The 19,511-nt window shown below is 53.1% G+C and carries 18 protein-coding genes; 17 read left to right on the top strand and 1 reads right to left on the bottom strand.

Annotation, left to right across the window (positions count from 1 at the left end):
* Positions 1-10: 10 nt before the first annotated feature.
* From K5753_03410 to K5753_03355, 12 genes are all read left to right on the top strand, one after another.
* On the top strand, positions 11-676 hold the full coding sequence (locus K5753_03410; protein MCR4726248.1) for an ABC transporter ATP-binding protein: 666 nt from the start codon (positions 11-13) through the stop codon (positions 674-676).
* Positions 667-3,000 (top strand): hypothetical protein, encoded by a 2,334-nt coding sequence (locus K5753_03405; GenBank protein MCR4726247.1) that lies wholly within the window; start codon positions 667-669, stop codon positions 2,998-3,000. The genes K5753_03410 and K5753_03405 overlap by 10 nt, the downstream gene beginning before the upstream one ends.
* A 159-nt stretch (positions 3,001-3,159) precedes the next feature.
* Positions 3,160-3,369 carry a 50S ribosomal protein L31 gene (gene rpmE / locus K5753_03400; GenBank protein MCR4726246.1) on the top strand — a complete coding sequence of 70 codons (210 nt, stop codon included), beginning with the start codon at positions 3,160-3,162 and terminating at the stop codon, positions 3,367-3,369.
* Between the two features lie 120 nt (positions 3,370-3,489).
* Complete coding sequence (gene prmC / locus K5753_03395; protein ID MCR4726245.1) at positions 3,490-5,274, top strand: peptide chain release factor N(5)-glutamine methyltransferase; 1,785 nt, start codon at positions 3,490-3,492, stop codon at positions 5,272-5,274.
* Positions 5,271-6,344, top strand: coding sequence for a peptide chain release factor 1 (gene prfA / locus K5753_03390; protein MCR4726244.1), 1,074 nt, complete (start codon positions 5,271-5,273; stop codon positions 6,342-6,344). The genes prmC and prfA overlap by 4 nt, the downstream gene beginning before the upstream one ends.
* Before the next feature lie 12 nt (positions 6,345-6,356).
* Positions 6,357-7,754, top strand: coding sequence for a 2-isopropylmalate synthase (locus K5753_03385; protein MCR4726243.1), 1,398 nt, complete (start codon positions 6,357-6,359; stop codon positions 7,752-7,754).
* A gap of 86 nt (positions 7,755-7,840) precedes the next feature.
* Complete coding sequence (locus tag K5753_03380; protein ID MCR4726242.1) at positions 7,841-8,257, top strand: hypothetical protein; 417 nt, start codon at positions 7,841-7,843, stop codon at positions 8,255-8,257.
* Between the two features lie 5 nt (positions 8,258-8,262).
* Positions 8,263-9,750 (top strand): threonine synthase, encoded by a 1,488-nt coding sequence (thrC, locus tag K5753_03375; GenBank protein MCR4726241.1) that lies wholly within the window; start codon positions 8,263-8,265, stop codon positions 9,748-9,750.
* The gene (trpS, locus tag K5753_03370) at positions 9,747-10,730 is read left to right on the top strand and encodes a tryptophan--tRNA ligase (GenBank protein ID MCR4726240.1); all 984 of its coding nucleotides are present in this window, start codon (positions 9,747-9,749) and stop codon (positions 10,728-10,730) included. The genes thrC and trpS overlap by 4 nt, the downstream gene beginning before the upstream one ends.
* Entirely contained in the window at positions 10,730-11,590 is an 861-nt protein-coding gene (locus tag K5753_03365) for a DUF5685 family protein (protein ID MCR4726239.1), read from the top strand. Before trpS ends, K5753_03365 begins: the two co-directional genes overlap by 1 nt.
* Positions 11,569-12,198, top strand: coding sequence for a hypothetical protein (locus tag K5753_03360; protein ID MCR4726238.1), 630 nt, complete (start codon positions 11,569-11,571; stop codon positions 12,196-12,198). Before K5753_03365 ends, K5753_03360 begins: the two co-directional genes overlap by 22 nt.
* A complete protein-coding gene (locus tag K5753_03355; GenBank protein MCR4726237.1) occupies positions 12,198-12,734 on the top strand; it encodes a hypothetical protein in 537 nt (178 codons plus the stop codon). The genes K5753_03360 and K5753_03355 overlap by 1 nt, the downstream gene beginning before the upstream one ends.
* Here the strand turns inward: K5753_03355 and K5753_03350 are convergent.
* The gene (locus tag K5753_03350; GenBank protein ID MCR4726236.1) at positions 12,731-12,898 is read right to left on the bottom strand and encodes a hypothetical protein; all 168 of its coding nucleotides are present in this window, start codon (positions 12,896-12,898) and stop codon (positions 12,731-12,733) included. The two genes, K5753_03355 and K5753_03350, sit on opposite strands and share 4 nt — an antisense overlap.
* A gap of 95 nt (positions 12,899-12,993) precedes the next feature.
* Between K5753_03350 and K5753_03345 the strand changes: the two genes are divergently transcribed.
* From K5753_03345 to hprK, 5 genes are all read left to right on the top strand, one after another.
* Positions 12,994-13,347 (top strand): metalloregulator ArsR/SmtB family transcription factor, encoded by a 354-nt coding sequence (locus K5753_03345; protein ID MCR4726235.1) that lies wholly within the window; start codon positions 12,994-12,996, stop codon positions 13,345-13,347.
* A gap of 181 nt (positions 13,348-13,528) precedes the next feature.
* Entirely contained in the window at positions 13,529-15,652 is a 2,124-nt protein-coding gene (locus tag K5753_03340; protein ID MCR4726234.1) for a DUF6273 domain-containing protein, read from the top strand.
* 93 nt (positions 15,653-15,745) lie between these two features.
* Positions 15,746-17,566, top strand: coding sequence for an excinuclease ABC subunit UvrC (uvrC, locus tag K5753_03335; GenBank protein MCR4726233.1), 1,821 nt, complete (start codon positions 15,746-15,748; stop codon positions 17,564-17,566).
* A gap of 147 nt (positions 17,567-17,713) precedes the next feature.
* Positions 17,714-18,523: a Cof-type HAD-IIB family hydrolase gene (locus K5753_03330; GenBank protein ID MCR4726232.1), complete on the top strand. Its 810-nt coding sequence runs from the start codon at positions 17,714-17,716 to the stop codon at positions 18,521-18,523.
* A gap of 32 nt (positions 18,524-18,555) precedes the next feature.
* Positions 18,556-19,506, top strand: a complete 951-nt coding sequence (hprK, locus tag K5753_03325; protein ID MCR4726231.1) for an HPr(Ser) kinase/phosphatase — start codon at positions 18,556-18,558, stop codon at positions 19,504-19,506.
* Positions 19,507-19,511 lie beyond the last annotated feature (5 nt).

Below are 19,511 nucleotides of genomic sequence, written 5' to 3'. Positions count from 1 at the left end.
GGCGGCGGATATGGCGGATATAATCGTTTCAGATATTCAAAAGAGTTTCAGCGGCAGGGAGATCCTGCACTCCGTTTCTTTTACGGTGAAATCGGGGGATTTCCTTTCGATCACGGGTGAGAGCGGCAGCGGAAAAAGTACGCTCCTTTCGATCATGGGCGGCGTCCTTCGCCCGGACGGCGGCTCCGTAAAAATCGGCGAAAGCGAGATCTCTTCGATTCCCGAAAAAGAGCTTGCTCTGTTGCGGCGAACGAAGATCGGGTTCGTCTATCAGTTTTTCAATCTCGTCCCGACGATGACCGTTCGCGATAATATTCTGCTTCCCTTGCGCTTGTCCGGAAAACGGGCGGCGGACTATGAAGAAAAGTTCGGGCGACTTGCGGAATTTACCCGCCTTTCTTCCGTACTCTCTTCCTATCCGGACGTCTTATCGGGCGGCGAGCAGCAGCGCGCGGCGATCCTTCGCGCGTTGATCCACGATCCCGACGTCATCTTTCTGGACGAACCGACCGGAAACCTCGACAGCGCGAACGCGCGCGCGGTTATGGAACTTTTGTCCGATCTCAATAAGACTTTCGGCGTGACCGTCGTTCAGGTCACCCACAGCGAGCAGGGCGCGTCCTACGGGAACAGTCGGATCCGAGTGAAAGACGGCGCGATCGAATCATGTTTCTGAAAAGTCTGTTTTTGAATTTCAAACGCAAAATAGGCGAACCTATTTTGATCTTTTTGACCGTTGCGCTTGCGGTCGCGACCTTTCTTTCCGCGCTCGCGCTCCGCGACTCGATCGAAAAAGAAGCGATCCGTTCCTATCGCTCGCTTTCGGGGCGGGCGGCGGCGGAAGCCGTCTATGCGGGAGAAACTCCCGCGTTTTATCTGACGGGCGGATCGGAAGAGCTCGAAGAACTCGGCGCGGCGGCGGAAAAGGTCGGCGCGCTGTATTCCGGATACTCTTTTTACGCGTCCGCGGCGGCGAAAGCGGATTCGTTCGCGCGCGTCTATTCGACGGACGTTTCCGAACTTTCTTCCTATAATCCGATCTCCGTTTACGCGGGGAAGATCGAGCCTTCGAGGACGGGCGCGATCCTGTCGCGTTCTTTCGCGAAAAAGATCGGCGTTTCGCTCGGCGGAGAATTCGCCCTTTCCCGTTACGGCGGGAGTCAAACGGTCGTCTTGACCGCGATCGCTTTTGCGGAAGAAGGGGGTGTCTTTTTATCTTCCGACGTCCTCGTCTCGGAAGCGGTTTCGTCGCGTCTCGTCTCTCTCGGGGACGGCGTTCGCGTTTATAATCGCTTTTTCATCGATTTTTCCGAGCAAAAGCTGAAAGCGCTCGGGCTTGGCGAAAAAGAAGCGAAAGCATTGCTTTCTTCGGAAGCTCCGACGTTTTCGATCGGCTCTCCCGTAAACGATGAAAACGTGAAAGCGACGCTGTCCTATCAAAGCGCACTTCTCGCCGTGATCGCCGCGTTGGTCGCCGCGATCGGCGCCGTCTTGATCTTTACGGCGGTCTCCCTCGTTATGAAAAACCGAATTTCGCTTTGCGCTTTGTTTATGAGCGCGGGCGCGACGCACGGAAGGCTTTTCGCCTATCTCTGCGCCGAGATTTTGCTTTACGCGCTGTTCGGTTCCGCGGCGGGTATCGGACTTTCTTTCGGCGTTTCCGCGCTGTTTGCCTTGGTCGGTTCGTTCTCCGCGGGCGTGATCTCGATCTCTCCCGTTTTGTGTTTGATGGGAATTTTGTTCGGTGTGGCGCTCGCATTTTTCTCCGCGCTCTTGCCCGTTTTGAAACTTTCCCGAACGAGTTTGTACGACGCGCTTCATTACGCGACGCCCATCGCCAAGGATCGCTATCTTCCCGCGCTCGTTTCGGCGGTGCTTTTCGTCGCGTTTTCGGTCGCGCTCGCGCTTTCGGGCGTTCGTTTCTCGCTCGTTCTCGGCGTGTTTGCGTTTCTTTCCGTCTTCGCGCTTCTCCTTTTCCTTGCGCCGCTTGCGGTCAAAGGCGTGGGCGAAATCGTGATGAAACTGTCGGAAAAGGGAAAGGCGGGCGCGCTTTACGTCGCTTCTTCCGCTACGCACAAGCAAAAGCACGCTTATGCGGGCGCGCGCATCTTCGCCGTTTCTCTTGCGGCGGTCGTCGCGGTCGCTTCGCTTTGCGGGGAAGCGGAAGGGCAGCTCGCGTCTTTCGATCGACTGTTTAAGACGGACGTTTCGGTGACCTGCTCCGAGGACGCCGCGCCCGAAATCCTCGAATCCCTTCGCGCGGAAGAAGGGGTAAGCGGGGCGTATCTCGCCTATCTCGAAACGAAATGCGCCGTCGAGGGGGGAGATGGGACGGTGACCTTCGTCGCCGTTCGCGCGCAGGAAGCGGATCGCGTTCTCGAAACGAAGGCGTTCGGGTTTCGGTTCGACGCCGTCGCGGGCGCTCGAAAAGCCGCCGTCAGCCGAGGATTCGCGATGAAACGCGGCTTGAAGATCGGCGACGGGTTCGCCGTCCGTTTGAACGGGGAGTACGTCCCCTTTACGGTGTCCGCGTTGACCGATACGCCGATCACGGTCGTCTTCTCCGATCTTTCCGGTCTCGGCGTGATGCCGAACGCTTGCCTCGCGGCGACGGAAAATGCGGAAACGTTCGACCGTTTGTCCGAAAAGTATTCGCTCGTTGGCGCGGTGACGAGGATCAAGGACGTCTTTTCCTACGTCACGTCGCTCGCTCGCTCCTATTTGAAGATCTTCAAACTCTTCAACGTCCTCGTGATCGTCTTCGCGGCGATCGGTTACGCGAACGCGCTTCTCGCGTCTTTGCGCGATCGGAAGAGGGAATTTCGAATTCTGTCCGCCGTGGGCGCGGGAAAAGGAGACACGGCAAAGATCCTTTTAATCGAAAACGCGATCGTCGTCCTCTCTTCGGCGGCGCTCGGCGCAGTCTTCTCCGTCGCGCTTCTGTTCGTCGTGCAGAATATGCTGAAATATTTCGGTTTGTATTTCTCCCTTTTGTACTGACGATCGAAAACGCGCGGGACGTCCGATCCTGCGGCGAAGTTTCGCTCTAAAAATTAAAATATATAAATAATTTGCGCAATTGCCTCTAAAATCGTTGACTTGTATTTTTTGCGAAAGTATAATAACAATACATAAGTAATCTTTACGAGGTGAAACAAAATGAAAGAATCCATCCATCCCGAATACAGAAAAGCAAAAGTGGTTTGCGCTTGCGGCAACACTTTCGAAACGGGCACTACGAAAAAGGCGGACGTTATCTCCGTCGATATTTGTAACAAATGTCACCCTTTCTTTACCGGTAAGCAAAAGCTTGTGGATACCGGCGGCAGGGTCGAAAAGTTCAACAACCGCTATAACAGAAACAAATAATCCAAACCAAAGTGCGTTGTTGAAGACAGCAACGCATTTTTTTATGTTTTGCAAAGCGAGGGGCTCTTCCTTCATTCCTTTGCAAAGTGTCCCGAGATGCGGCGAAAAGGTGGGTAGTCAATGAGAAAATTCGTGTCCAAGATCGGAGGTCAGGCAGTACTGGAAGGCGTCATGATGCGCGGCGAGAAAAGCGTCGCCACAGCCGTCCGCACGTCCGACGGAAGGATCGAGGTGGAAACGGAGCGTATTCCCCAAGAAACGAAGTGGTGGAAAAAAGTTCCCGTCCTCCGCGGTTTTCTCAACTTTTTCGCTATGATGATCGTCGGGTCGAAAGTTTTGACTCGTTCCGCCGAACTTTACGGCGAAGATATGGGCGAGCCTTCCAAATTCGAGCTTTGGCTCGCGGAGCGGAGCAAAAAAAGCGTCATGGATATCGCGATCTTTATCGGCGTCCTTCTCGGCGTCGTCTTCGCGATCGGGCTTTTCGTCGCGCTTCCCGTCGGGGTCGTCACGCTTTTCGAGTATATTCCCGGATTCAAGGGCGTCCATTACGTTTGGAGAAATCTCGTCGTAAGCGGCGTTCGCCTGATCATCCTTTTGGGCTATCTTTTCGCCGTCTCTCTCGTTCCCGATATCAAACGCGTGTTTATGTATCACGGTGCGGAGCATAAGGTCATCACTTGTTTCGAGCAGGGCGAAGAACTGACCGTCGAGAACGCGCGCAAAATGAGCCGTCTGCACGATCGTTGCGGGACGAGCTTCCTCGTGATCACCGTTTTCGTCAGCGTCCTCGCAAGCGCGTTTCTTCCCGCGTTTGATAACGTCGGAAACAGGATGCTTTCCTTCTTGCTTCGTTTCGTGACGAGGCTTGCTTTGCTTCCCGTCGTCGCCGGCGTTTCTTACGAGGTTTTGAAAGGGCTTGCGAAGTTCGATAATCCCTTCGTCCGCATTTTGAAAAAGCCGGGTCTTTGGTTTCAGCTTTTAACGACCCGCGAGCCGGACGATTCGATGCTCGAAGTCTCGCTTACGTCCTTTAAGACCGTTATGGAAATGGACGCGGACGAGACCATCCCCACCAAAAAATTCAACGTTCGCAAAGACTATCGCCTCGTTCGCCGCGAAGCGTTGTCGTACATAACGGAGTCTGACGAAGCGGAAACGCTCGTCGATTGGATCTCCGCTTTTTATCTCAAAGTCGAGAGAAGCGAACTCGCGACGACGGAACTCATCGACGAATCCGCCACGAACTCGATCAAAGAAGCCGCGAAAAGAGTCGGAGCGGGCGAACCTTTGCAGTACGTCCTCGGCGAGACTTCCTTTTACGGCGTGACGATCAAGACGGACGCGCGCGCATTGATCCCGCGCGGTGACACGGAGTTTTTGGTCGAAGAAGCCTTGAAGCGCGACCTTTCGGAAGGAAAGCGCGTTTTGGATATTTGCACGGGGACGGGCGCGATCGCTCTCGTTCTCGCGTTAAAGACGAAAGCCGAAGTCTTCGCGTCGGACGTCAGCGAAGAAGCATTGTCTCTCGCGCGGGAAAATAAAGAAGCCTTGGGCGCGAACGTGACCTTTATCCAAAGCGATCTTTTCGCTTCGATCGAAGGTTCGTTCGATTTGATAACGGCGAATCCTCCCTACATCCCCCGCGCCGAGATCGAGAAATTGGACGCGAACGTTCGCAAAGAGCCTTTTCTCGCGCTTTGCGGCGGCGAAGACGGACTCGACTGTTACAGGGCGATCCGCGAAAGCGTCGGCGCGCATTTGAATGCGGGCGGCGCGCTCATTATGGAGATCGGAGCGGATCAGGGAGAAGCGGTTCGCGCGCTCTTTGAGACGATGGGGAAAGTGACGGTGACCAAAGACCTTGAATCGCACGACAGAGTGGTGACCGTGGAGATAGAATGATCGAGAAACTGAAAAAGATGAAAATCCGTTTCGACGAGCTGAATGAAAAGCTCGCCGATCCGCAAATAATCGCTCGGCAGGACGAGTGGCAGAAGGTTGCGAAGGAGCACGCGGCTCTTTCGGAGATCATGGTGAACTACGACGCCTACCTTCGCGCCGAAAAGGACGAAGCCGATTGCGAGCGCATGCTGAAAGAAGAAAAAGATCCCGATCTTTTGGCGCTTGTCGAAGAAGAAAGGCAGGAAGCGAAAGAGAAGATGGAGAAGCTCAAAGAGACGTTGAAAATCCAGCTCCTTCCCAAGGATCCCAACGACGATAAAAACGTCGTCATCGAGATCCGCGCGGGAACGGGCGGCGAAGAAGCGAGCCTTTTCGGCGCGGTTTTGATGCGGATGTATATGCGTTTCGCCGAGCGGATGCGTTGGAAGACCGAAGAGGTCGATATCAATATGACCGATCTCGGCGGCGTAAAAGAAGCGGTGTTTCTGGTGTCGGGTAAAGGCGCGTACAGCAAACTCAAATACGAGAGCGGCGCGCACCGCGTGCAGCGCGTTCCCGCGACCGAGTCGCAGGGCAGGATCCACACTTCCGCCGCGACGGTCGCCGTCCTTCCCGAAGCGGAAGACGTGGACGCTTCTTTCAATCCCGCCGATCTGAAAATCGACACCTATCGCGCGGGCGGCGCGGGCGGGCAGTACGTCAACAAGACCGAAAGCGCGATCCGCATCACCCATATCCCGACGGGACTCGTCGTCACCTGTCAGGACGAAAAATCGCAGATCAAGAATAAAGAGAAAGCGATGAAGGTTTTGAAATCGAAGCTGTACGACTATTATCGCTCGCAAGCGGATAAGGAGTACGCGGAGAAGAGAAAGGCGCAGGTCGGAAGCGGCGACAGGTCGGAGCGCATCCGCACCTACAATTATCCCCAAGGGCGCGTGACCGATCACCGCATCGGAATGACGCTTTACAGTTTGGAACAGTTTTTGGACGGCGATATGCTTGAAATGATCGAAGCGCTCGCTTTGAACGAGCAGAACGAGCTTTTGAAAAACAGCGACCGATCGTAAGAGGAGGCAGATATGATTTTTTACAACTCGCATAAGCATTTGTTGCAGGAGCAGACGTATTCTTATAGTTTGCAAGACGTGGCGGAACCCAATCTTTTCCGCGAGTTTTTCGACTATGAAAACGTTCCCCGCACGGCGTTTGACTTTTTCACCGTGCCGATGAACACTCCGGAAAACCTCTGGATCACCGACACGACCTTCCGCGACGGTCAGCAATCCATGCAGCCCTTTACCGTGGAGCAGATCGTCGAGCTTTACAAAATGCTGCATCGCCTCGGCGGTAAAAAAGGCGTCGTCAAACAAAGCGAATTCTTCCTTTACAGCGAGAAAGACAGAGCGGCGGTTCGCGCTTGCCAAGAGCTCGGCTACGAGTTCCCGGAGATCACGAGCTGGATCCGCGCCACCGATTCCGATTTCGAGCTCGTCAAAGAAATGGGAATCAAAGAGACGGGCGTCCTCGTCAGCTGTTCGGACTACCACATTTTCAATAAATTACATTTGACGCGCGCGCAAGCGATGGATAAATATTTGTCCATTATCAAAAAAGCGCTCGACAGAGGGATCGTTCCCCGCGCCCACCTCGAAGATATCACGAGGGCGGACTCCTACGGTTACGTCGTTCCTTTCGTCCGCGAATTGATGAAACTCTCCAAAGAGAGCGGAATCCCGATCAAAGTCCGCGCGTGCGACACGCTCGGTTACGGAGTTACTTACCCGGGCTCTTCTCTTCCGAGAAGCGTCCCGAGGACGATTTACGGCTTATGGCGTTACGGCGAAGTTCCTTCCGAGCAAATGGAATGGCACGGGCATAACGATTTCTACAAGGTCGTAACGAACGCCGCCACGGCTTGGCTGTACGGCTGTTCCGCCGTCAACTGCGCGCTCCTCGGTATCGGCGAACGCACCGGTAACTGCCCTCTTGAAGCGATGGCGGTGGAGTACGCTTCCCTGAAAGGGACGACGGACGGTATGGACCTTTCGGTCATCACCGAGATCGCGGAATACTTTAAGCGCGACATCGGCTACAAGATCCCGCCGCGTACCCCCTTCGTCGGAAGAGATTTCAACGTAACGCGCGCCGGCGTCCACGTCGACGGGTTGATGAAAGACGAGGAGATCTACAATATCTTCAACACCGCGAAGATCTTGAATCGTCCCCCGACGGTTTGCGTCGACAATAACTCGGGTCTCGCGGGAATCGCCTACTGGATCAACAATAATTTCTCCCTTCCCGAGGAGGAGAAAGTCAAAAAGACCGACCCGATTATCGCCGCGGTCAAGCAAAAGGTGGACGAGCTTTACGCAAGCGGCCGCGTCCCCGCGATGAGCGACGGAGAACTCGACGCGCTCGTCCGAGAAGCGGATCCGGTGCTGTACGAGAAATTCGTTAAGCTCGGCGGAGAAAAGTAAGAAAAAAGGGGAAATTTTAACTTGCGCGTAAAATTTCCCTTTTACTTGTTGTATAATAAAGAAAACTACTTAAAGGAGGACTTGATATGTTAAGAATTATTTACGGCGCGAAAGGAAGCGGCAAAACGCAAAAGATCATCGCGGAAGCGAACGAAATGGTCGAGAAGAGCTCGGGGAGCATCGTCTTTCTGACGTATACCGATCGCTATAAGTTCGAGCTTAACTACAATATCAGGCTCATCAACGTCGAAAACTTCGCCGTCGGAAGCGAAGAACAATTCGCGGGTTTCGTCAAAGGCGTTTTGGCTTCCAACTCGGATATCGATATGCTGTACGTCGACGGCGCGCATCGCGTCACCGGTAAGAAACCCGAAGATATGCAATTCTTCTATGACGAGATCGCGAAAGCGAGCAAAAACAGCGCGATGGAGATCGTCCTCAGCGTCAGCTCCGACGTCCTTCCCTCCTTTCTTTCTTCTTACGATTCCGAAAAGGTAAAATAAAAAAAATGAAATATATCAGCACGAGGAACGCACGTCATTCCGTGAGTGGCACGGAAGCGATTTTGACGGGGATAAGCCCGGACGGAGGTCTTTTCGTCCCGGAAAGTTTTCCGCAAGTCACGATGCAAGACATCAGGAATATGGAAGAAATGACCTACGCGGAGCGCGCGGCGTTCGTGATGGGGCTTTATTTGGATGAGTTTTCCGAAGAAGAGCTTCTCGCGATCGCGAATCGCGCTTACTCCCGTTTCGACGACGAGGACGCTTGCCCCTTGACCAAGATCGACGAGGGCGCGTTCATCCTCGAACTTTGGCACGGCCCGACGTTCGCCTTTAAGGACGTCGCGCTCACCGTCCTTCCCCAATTGATTTCCGCTTGCCGCGAAAAGAGAGGGGAGAAGATGAAGACGCTCGTCCTCGTCGCGACCAGCGGCGACACGGGAAAAGCCGCGCTCGAAGGGTTCAAGGACGTCGCGGGAACGGAGATCATGGTCTTCTATCCGGATGAAGGCGTTTCCGATATGCAAAAACTTCAAATGGTGACGACGGGCGGGGAGAATACTTACGTCGCGGGGATCCGCGGCAATTTCGACGACGCGCAAACCGCCGTTAAGACGATCTTTACCGATAAGGCGGTCGCGGAAGAGCTGAAAGAAAAAGGCTATGTTATGTCTTCCGCGAACAGCATCAACTGGGGAAGATTGCTCCCGCAGATCACTTATTATTTCTCGGCGTACGCCGATATGCTTTCCTCGGGAGAGATCAAAGAAGGCGAAAAAGTCAATTTCTGTGTTCCGACCGGAAACTTCGGCGATATCCTCGCGGGATATTATGCGTTTAAGATGGGGCTTCCCGTCAATAAACTGTTGTGCGCGTCCAATATCAATAACGTCTTGACCGATTTCTTCAATTCGGGTGAGTACGACGCGACGCGCGATTTTCACAAGACGATCTCGCCGTCGATGGATATTTTGATCTCCTCCAACCTCGAAAGACTCGTCTTCGAAATGACGGATCGCGACGGAGAAAAGGTCAAAGAATTGATGGCGGAACTCAAAGAAACGGGCAAGTATTCCGTTCCTCTGTCGGTGATCCGCCGCGCTTTCGGCGTCTTTTACGGCGGCTTCGCGGACGAAGAAGAGACGATGGAGTCGATGAGCAACGCTTTCGACGAGTACGGTTACGTCGTCGATCCGCATACTGCCGTCGCGCTTTCGGTCTACGATAATTATATGATGATCACGAACGATCAGACGCCCGTCGTCGTCTTGTCCACGGCGAGCCCGTATAAATTCGCGCAGGACGTCTACGAAGCGATCGGCGAAAGCCGCGTGGAAGATCCGTTCAAAGCGGTGAAGAAATTGCATTCCCTGAGCGGAATGGAGATCCCCGAAGGGATCGCGGCGCTCGAAACCTACGAAGTTCGTTTCCGCGACGTTTTGAAAAAAAGCGAGATCAAGCAAAAAGTAATGGAGAGAGTGGATAGACAATGAGAATTTACAGCGGCATCCAGCCCACCGGTTGCATTACGATCGGAAACTACATCGGCGCGGTCAAAAATTGGCTTGAATTGCAAAAAGAAAACGAATGCCTGTTCGCCGTCGCGAATCAACACGCGATGACGGTCAAACAGATCCCCCAAGAGCTTCGCGAGAGGACGTATTCTTTCTTCGCGCAGTTTTTGGCTTGCGGTCTCGACCCAGAAAAGAGCATTTTGTACGTTCAGTCCAACGTTCCGCAGCATTCCGAACTTTGCTGGATCCTTTCCTGCCTGACTTATATCGGCGAACTCGAAAGGATGACGCAGTTCAAGGATAAATCCCGTAAAAACGAGGATAATATTAACGCGGGTCTTTTGACCTATCCCGTCCTTATGGCGGCGGACATTCTTTTATTCGCGACCGATCTCGTCCCCGTCGGAAAGGATCAAAAGCAGCATCTCGAACTCGCGCGCGATCTTGCGATTCGGTTCAATAATCGTTACGGCGAAACTTTCGTCGTCCCCGAGCCCTTTATTCCCAAGCAGGGCGCGAAGATTACGAGCCTGCAAAACCCGCTCGAAAAAATGAGCAAATCCGATAAGGATCAGAACGCTACGGTATCCATTATCGATCCGCCCGATCTTATCATGAAGAAATTCAAGCGCGCGGTGACGGACAGCGATAACAGGATCGTCTTTTCCGAAGATAAACCCGGCATCTCGAACCTTCTTTCGATCTATTCGGCGTTCAGCGGAGAGTCGATCGAAAGCGCGGAAAACCGCTTCGAAGGAAAAGGCTACGGCGATTTCAAGATCGCGGTCGGAGAGGCGGTCGCGGACGCGCTTCGTCCCGTGCAGGAAAAGTACGCGACCTTTATGGCGGATAAAGCGGAGCTCGAACGCATTATGAAAGAAGGCGCCGAGAAGGCTTCCCGCATCGCATTCCGAACGCTTCGCAAGGTCAAAAAGAAGATCGGATTCGTCGCTGACTGATGTTCGGATACGTCCTTCCCGATAAACCCAATCTTTATATGCGCGATTACGCTTTGTTTCGCGCCTATTACTGTGGGCTGTGCCACGCGATGAAAAAAAGCGCGGGGCAGACGGCTCGATTGTCCGTGAATTACGACGCGGCGTTTATCAATCTTTTCTTCGCCGATATCCGCGGCGAAAAGCCGAAGATCGTTCAAAAGCGATGTATTTTGAATCCGAAAAAACGCGCGGTCGCGGACGTCTCAGAGACTTCGCTCGAAGTCGCGAGACTCAATTTGATCTTGCTCGGATTGAAACTCAAAGACGATCGTGAAGACGGCGAGACGAATCTTTTCAGGCGCATTCTTTTTTCTCGAAACGTTCGGAAGGCGAGGGCGAAATCGCCAGAGATCGCGGCATTTGCGGACGAATGCTTCCTTCGTCAAAGAGAAGAAGAGAAAGCGGGAGGCGGGCTTGACGCGGCGGCGGAACCTTTTTCGGATATGATGAAAAAGACGTTCGGTTTTCTCGCGGGAGAAAAAAACTCCGATTCCATCGAAAGGCTCGGATATCACCTCGGAAAATACGTCTGTTATATGGACGCGCTGGACGATTACGATCAAGACGTAAAGAAGAAAAGGTTTAACGCTTTTTATCGGACGTTCGGGGAAAAATCCGCGAGCGACCTGATGAAAAACCACGGCGAGGACGTTCGGTTTTTAATGGAAGAAATCATTCGCGCGATCGAAATCGCTTATCGGGAGATCAAGCTTTCGGAAAGCGAAGGGATCGTCACGAACGTCTTGTGGTACGGGCTTCGCAGTCGGTTCGACGCGATTTCAAAGAAGGAGAATGGAAAATGTTCAAAAATCCGTTTGTAATTTTGGGCGTTGACGAGAACGCAACGCAAGCCGAAGTTCAAGAGGCTTACGAACGCCTGAAAAACGAATATCGCCAAGAGATCCACGTCGAGGGAGACGGCGGAAAACGCGCGGCGAAAAAACTTTCCGAGCTCGAAGACGCCTATCGCGAAGTTATGGAGAGGCTTTCTTCCGGCGCGGAAGTCAAAGGGATCTACGAGCACGTCGTTGCTCTTTTGAAAGCGAAAAAGATCGGCGAAGCGCAAGCCGCGCTGGATAAGATCTCCGAGCGCGACGCGGATTGGCACTATTATCAATCCGCCGTCTATCACGCGAAAGGCTGGTACTACGAGGCAAAAGCTCAGCTCGATATGGCGATCAATATGGATCCTCAAAACGAGAAGTACAAAGAGACGATGGAGAGGATGAAGCAACACGACGCTTCTTCTTACGGAGAGACTTCGGGCGGAGCGGCTTCCGGGGCGAACGCCGGTCGCGCGGGCTACGATATCTACGAGGAAATGGGGCGTTCCCGTCCGCGCGTGGACGGAAGCGATTGCTGTATGAGTCTTCTTTGCGCCGACTGTTGCTGCGAATGTATGGGCGGCGATCTGATCCGCTGCTGTTAATGAAAAAAATCTCGGCGAAAGAAGTTGCGATCTCGGGCGTTACGGCGGCTCTCGCCGTGATTGCGGTCGTTCTCGCGCATTTCGTCGAGCCTGCGACCGTCGCCTTTTACGCGCTTTCGTCGGTCGCTTTATCGCTTCCCCTGATCGCGGGGAGCGGCAGGGGCGCGATCCTGTCCTACGTCGCTTCGGCGGCGCTTTCTTTTTTATTCGTCGGCTATCTTTCTTTTTTGCCGTTCGCGCTGATGTTCGGACCTTATCCGATTTTGTTTTATTATCTTCGGAAATATCTGAAAAAATCGATTCTCTGTCTGCCGATTGAAGTCGTCTTTGCGAACGCTTCTTTTTTCGGTTGTTTCTTTTTGATGAGCTTGACGCTCGAAGATTTCCCGATCCTCGACGCGCTCCCGAATTACGGAAAGTATCTTGTCCTCGCGTTCGGGCTGACGCTCGTCTTCATCCTGTTCGATTTTGCCTATGCGGGGCTGTATCGGATGTTGGAACGCCGTTTCGGGAACGCTCTCGCGAGCCGCCGTTAGACGCCCGCCAAGTCGCCGCACCCGCAACCGCTGTGCGCGCCCGAAACGAGGAAGGATAGGGCGAGGACGATGAGCGTCAGATTTTCGCTCGTAAGGCTTCCGTCGCCGCCGAACGTGTAGATCAATAAAAGCAGTAAGATCAAAAGCATCCCACCGTTTTGCATAAAATCCTCCCTTTCTGCCAAAACCGCCCGTTATGCGAGTGATTTCGCCTTTTTTTCGCGTTGACAATGTGGTATATGCCGATTAGGATAAAGTTGTGAACGCCCTTGACGAGAGAAAACCTCTGATCCTTTCCCCGCACGACCAGAACGTCGTCCGATACTATTTACCGAAAAACGAGGTCGCCGCCGATCTCGCCGATCTTTTTTCGGTCTTCTCCGACGCGACCCGCGTCCGTATCCTGTCTTCCCTTTGCATTACCGAAATGTGCGTGACCGATCTTTGCCTGATGCTCGGGCAAAATCAAAGCACGGTTTCCCATCAACTTGCCTTCCTTCGCTCCCTAAGATTCGTAAAGACCCGCAGAAAGGGGAAGATCGTCTATTATTCGATCGGGAATAAAAAGATTCTTTCGGTTTTCGACGCGGGCGTCTCTTTTCTCGGATTTTGAATTCGCCGCGCGATCTTATGAAGGGCGTTTCGGGTTTTCGCGCTCGAAACCGTCAAATCTTTCCTCTTGATTTGTAAATAGTTTTATACTATAATAAAAGAAGTTTTGATTCGGCGTTCGCCGAGAAAGGACGTTTTAAGAGAAAACCGCATAAAGGGAGTTTTGCTCTTTGGGAGGAAGGATGAAAAAAACGCTCGTATTCTGTTTGGTTTGCCTGCTGCTCGTTCTCGCGATCGGAGTTACTTTTACCGCGTGTAAGGGCGGCTCGTCGGGGAAGAAAAAAGTCTACACGATAACGACCGAAAGCAATGCGGAGAATGCGGGAACGTTTACGCAATTTTCCGCGGAAGTTAAGAAGCCGGGCGAAAGCGTGACTTTGACCGCTTTATCGAATACGGGGTATTCTTTCGCAGGTTGGTTCGACGGGGAAGACCTGCTTTCTTCGGATTTGAATTATACGTTCGAAATGCCTGCGAAAAGCGTCACCTATACGGCGAGATTCGAAAGAATGCGCTATAAACTTTCGACGCAGATCAGCAATCCCGACGCGGGAGAATACACGGCGCTCGATAAAGAAGAAAAACTCTTCGACGAGAGCGTAACGTTGACCGCGACCGTTAAAACGGGCTACGATTTCGTCGGTTGGTACGACGGGACGAAGCGACTTTCCGCCGAACTCGAATACACGTTCAATATGCCCGCGAAGGATTCGACCTATACCGCGAAATACGCGAATCAAATCTTTACCTTGAATACGGAAGTGAACGATGAGGCGGGCGGAACCTATACGAGCTGTAAGGATAAAGAGTACGCCTATTTGGATCAAGTAACGTTGGCGGCGGAGCCGAGCGAAGAATATATCTTTATCGGTTGGTATGACGGCGAGTCCCGCGTTTCCGCGGATCCGACGTACACGTTCGAGATGCCTGCGAAGGACTTGTCTTACACGGCGATATTCGATAAGAAAGACGGTTGGCGTTTCTCGACTTCTACGAACGATACGGCGGGCGGGTTCTTTACGAAGTACGTCGATATCCTCGTTAAGACCGGAACGCGAGTCGAACTCAGGACTTCGCCGAATGACGGATATACTTTCGTCGGATGGTATGAGGGCGATGCTTTGGTCTCGCAAGAGGGTGAATTCGTGTTTACGATGCCGATGCGCGAGGCGTCTTTGGAAGCGCGCTTTATCGCCTATACCGTTTCGACGAATACCGATCTCGAAGACGCGGGAACGTATACCAAGATCACCGAAAGAAAGAAAAGAGAGGGCGAAAACGTTACTTTGTCCGCGAGATCGTACGCGGGATATTTGTGGAACGGCTGGTATGACGGCGAAGAACTATTGACGAAGGAAAAGACGTATTCTTTCGATATGGGAAGAAAAAACGTCACCTATACGGCGTCTTTTTCCGTGTGTTCGCATGAAAAGTCCGTCGGGTGCTTTTGCTCCTACTGCGGCGCGATCGCGCACGATTATTCGGACGGCGTTTGCACCCGTTGCGGCGATCAAATGATCCAAAGGGTGAACGCGGCGGGCGAACCTGCTGCGAACGGGCAGTACGTGCTTTTCGGGACGTATCTTCAATCCAAAGTGACCGACGCGAGTTTGGCGGAAGAAGTATCTGCCCGCGCAGGTCTGTTGCCGACGGAGGATGACGCTTTCTCTTGGCGCTTGTCCGAGAATAAGAATTATTATTTCGTCGACGTATTTTACGACGGCGCGAATTATCGCGCGATTTATAGGAACGGCGAGACTTCGGTTTATAAGTACGAGCCGATCAAGTGGCGTATTGCGAGGAACCAAAGCGGAATCTTCTTCCTCATCAGCGAATGCGTTTTGGACGCGCGGAAGTATGACGTCGGATCCAATGGTTATAAAGATAGCGACATTCGTGAATATTTGAATTCGGATTTCAAAAACCGAGTGTTTACCGCGGCGCAACTCGAATATATCGAGTCAACGACGGTGGATAACGGCGTGGCTTCCACCGGCTACGCAAGCAATCCGAACGCTTGCGACGACACGGAAGACCTGTTTTTCCTTTTGAGTTATGCGGAAGCGACGAACTCTTCGCTCGGGTTTTCATCGAATGACGATCGCAAGATCGCCGCGACCGATTACGCGATTAAAAATGGCTTGAACGCAAACGATCAGGGGAACGGTGATTGGTGGCTTCGCTCTCCGAATAACGAAATCGCGCATCGCGCGAGATGCGTGGATCCGAGCGGAGCTATATCGCATTACGACGTTTACGTCCTGTCCCGCGGCATCCTTCCCGCGATGAGGATTTCTCTTTCGTAAGAAAACGGAGTTCGGCGCAACCGAAAGGCTGCGCCGATTTTCTGCTTTCGGAAGGTGCTTTTGTTTTTTTCGAAAGCGTTGTATAATAGAATTATGAACGAAGGAATTCGGGTAAAACTCAAAGAACTGCCGGAGGATAGCGGCGTTTATAAAATGATGGACGAAAAAGGGGAGATCCTGTACGTCGGGAAGGCGAAGAATCTCAAAAACCGCGTCCGTTCCTATTTCAATGCGTCCCCCAAAGCGGAAAAGGTCCTTGCGATGGTCGAAAAGGTTTGCGATTTCGACTATATCATCACGCGCACCGAAGAGGAAGCCCTTGTCCTCGAAAACAATCTGATCAAATTCCATAAGCCTTTTTACAATATTCTTTTGAAAGACGATAAACTCTATCCCTTTTTGCGGATCGACCTGTCGAAACCCTTTCCTCGGGTCGAGATCATTCGCCGATTGAAAGCGGATAAAGCGCGCTATTTCGGACCGTATATGGTCGGGATATCGGCTACGGAAATGCTGCGGCTGATCCATTCGGCGTTCCCCGTCCGCGAGTGCGCTTTGAATATGGAAAAGATTCCGAAAAGTCACCGTCCTTGCCTGAACGCGCATATCGGGCGATGTCTCGCGCCTTGCTCCGGGAAGGTTACGAAAGAGGAATACCGCGCGGTCCTGAACGACGTCATCGCTTTTTTGAACGGGAACGACGACACGATCCGCGATAACTTAGAGCGGAAAATGCGCGAGGCTTCCGAGAATATGCAGTACGAGCAGGCGATCTTTTATCGCGATCGGATCGAGACCCTCGAAAAAATGATCCGCAGGCAGATCGCCGCGCTCCCGAACGATTTCAATCTCGACGTTTTCGCGATCGCGTCGGGCGGCGACGGAATGGCGGTCGCGACTTTGATCGTTCGCGGCGGAAAGATCGTCGGCGGCGAAAAATTCGCGGTTCGCGACGCGAGCATCGACCTCGCGGGAACGCTTTCGAGTTTCATCAATCGTTATTATGACGGCGGGATCGTCGCGGAGGGCGTCGTCACTTCCGTCCCTCTGCCGGACGAGGAAGCGCTTTCTTCGCTTCTGTCCGAAAAGAAAGGAGAAAAGGTTACCGTCTCTTCCCCGAGAGGGGGCGTCCGCGCGCAACTCGCGGAGATCGCTTCGAAAAACGCCGTCGAATATCTTTCGCGTTCGACCGCCGAACTCTCTCGAAAAGACCGCTTGACGACGGGCGCCTCGAAAAACCTCGCCGATCTTTTGGGGCTGGATTCTTCGCTCGATCGGATCGAGTGTTTCGATATCAGTCATATCAGCGGGACGGATAAAGTCAGCTCTATGGTCGTCTTTACGAAAGGGGAAAAGGACGCGAAAATGTATCGCACCTTTCGGATCAAGACCGTCGAAGGGAATAATGACTTCGCTTGTATGAAAGAGACGCTGTCTCGCCGATTCGAGCGACTGAAAGAGGGAAAAGATTCCTCCTTTTCCGTTCGCCCCGATCTCCTCGTCATAGACGGCGGCATCGGGCAGGTGCATTACGCGATGGAAGCGATGAAAGAAGCGGGCGAGGAGATCCCGATGATCGGGCTTGCGGAAAGAGAAGAGATCATCGTCCTTCCGACGGGCGAAGAGATCCGCCTGCCGAAATCTGCGTTCGCGCTTCGGCTTTTGATCCGCATTCGCGACGAGGCGCACCGTTTCGCGATCACGTTTCACCGAAAACTTCGCGCGAAACGCAGCGTAAAAAGTATGCTTCTCGAAATCGAAGGCGTCGGCGAAAAGACGGTCAAGACTTTACACAAGGCGTTCGGATCGCTCGACGAGCTTCGCTCCGCTTCGGCGGACGAGATCGCCGCAGTCAAGGGAGTCACGCGTCCCGCGGCGGAAAAGATCGCGGCGTTTTTTGCGGATAAAAAATAAGTATTTTTCTTTTTTATAAAGATTTGCGGAAGGGCGTTTCGACGCGCCTTTTTTCGGTCGTTCGACCCGACCCTCGCGAAAAACTCTTTTTTTCCTGTTGATAAAGTACTCGCTATAAGTTATAATATAAAACACGGAAACGGACTTATGAAATACTCTTTGATTGCAAGTGATTTTGACGGGACGATCTATAACGGAAAAGAGGTCAGCCCCAAAGTAAAGAAGGCGATCGCGGCGTATCGCGAAGCGGGCGGGACCTTCGTCATCGCGACGGGGCGCATCTATCCATCGATCCGAAAGCTTATCGCTTCGGTCGGCGCGGACGACTATTGCGTCGCCTGTCAGGGCGCGGCGTTTTATCGCGTGGATTCGGGTGAACCCATCCGCAGTTTTCCCCTTCCGAATGATCTCGCAATGAAGGCGTTTCGCTATTTCGAAGAAAGGAATTACGTCTTTCACGCTTATTCGGATAAAGAGTTTTTCGTAAAAGAAGAGAACCCTCTTTCCAAGGCGTATTCCGAATATTGCGCGGTCGAACCGACCTTCGTCCACGCGCCTTTGTCCCTTGCGCTTCCTTCCTCGTTTTGCCCGAATAAGATCATGGGCATTGTCCCCGAAGGCGTGATCGACGATTGCATAAAAGAAGTCCGCGCGCTCCTCGGCGAGGCGGTCGAAGTCTCGAAAAGTTCCCCGATCTTTCTTGAAATCACGAGCGCGAAAGCGGGGAAAGGAAATTGCGTGCTCGCGCTTGCCGATTACCTCGGCATCCCGCGCGAAAAGACGGTCGCCGTAGGCGATAATCTGAACGATCTCTCGATGATCCGCGCGGCGGCGGTCGGCGCGGCGGTCGGAAACGCGGTGGAAGGTCTTAAAACGGAAGCGGACGTCGTCCTCCCGCCCATAACGGAAGACGGGGTCGCCGATTTGATCGAAAGAATCCTTAAAGACGAACTGTAATTCTCGCGGCGATTCGCCGAAAGGAGGGGCTTATGCTCGGAAAGTATAACAAAGAAAAGGAAGAGCAAACCAAAAGCGCCGTAAAAACGGAGAACTTTATTTCCGCTCTGTCTTTGACGCCCGTCTATCTCCCGAAAGGGGAAGACGAAATGACGTTTTCCACTTCCGCGGTTTGCCGCCCGGGGCTTTTCCTCGCCGGCTACGAGACTTTCTTCGCGCCGAGTCGCGTCGTCGTCTTCGGAAGCGCGGAAATGAGCTTTGCGATGAGCCTTCCGAAAGATATTTTGCTGGAACGGGCAAAGCGTATGTTTGCATTGAAGATCCCCTGCGCGGTCATCGCGAGAGGGATCAAACCCCTCCCCGAACTCATCGAGGCGGCGGAAGAAAACGGCGTCCCGCTGTTTGCGTCTTCCGAGATCACGGGCGTGATCGGAGCGAAGATCAGCGAATTTATCTCTTCTGCGCTCGCGGAAGAGATCACGCTGCACGGCGTCTTGGTGGACGTCGCGGGAATGGGCGTCCTTCTCAAAGGGCAAAGCGGGATCGGAAAGAGCGAAGTCGCGCTCGAACTCGTCCACAGGGGGCATAGGCTTGTCGCGGACGACAGCGTCATCATTCGCAGAAAGGGAGATATTCTGATCGGCAGATCGCCCGATCTGATTCGTCATATGCTTGAAATCCGCGGCGTCGGGATCATTAACGTCGAGCGGTTGTTCGGCTCGGTCGCCGTCCGCGTCAATAAATCTGTGGACGCGGTCTTCGAACTCGTCGAGTGGGAAGACGGCAACACCTACGAGCGCATCGGTGAGGAAAATCTGCGCGAGGAGATCCTCGGCGTCAGCATTCCGAAGCTCGAAATTCCCGTCAAGGCGGGAAGAAATCTGTTCGTCGTCATCGAGGCGGCGGTCGCGGCGCTTCGCCTGAAAGAAATGGGGTACAGCGCGCCGCAGGAACTGGAAGAACGCTTGAAAAGGAGCGAATAATCCTT

It is taken from the genome of Clostridia bacterium, from assembly GCA_024685775.1.
GTDB lineage: Bacteria > Bacillota > Clostridia > Christensenellales > CAG-1252 > CAG-1252.
This window is presented reverse-complemented; position numbering and strand designations above follow the sequence as displayed.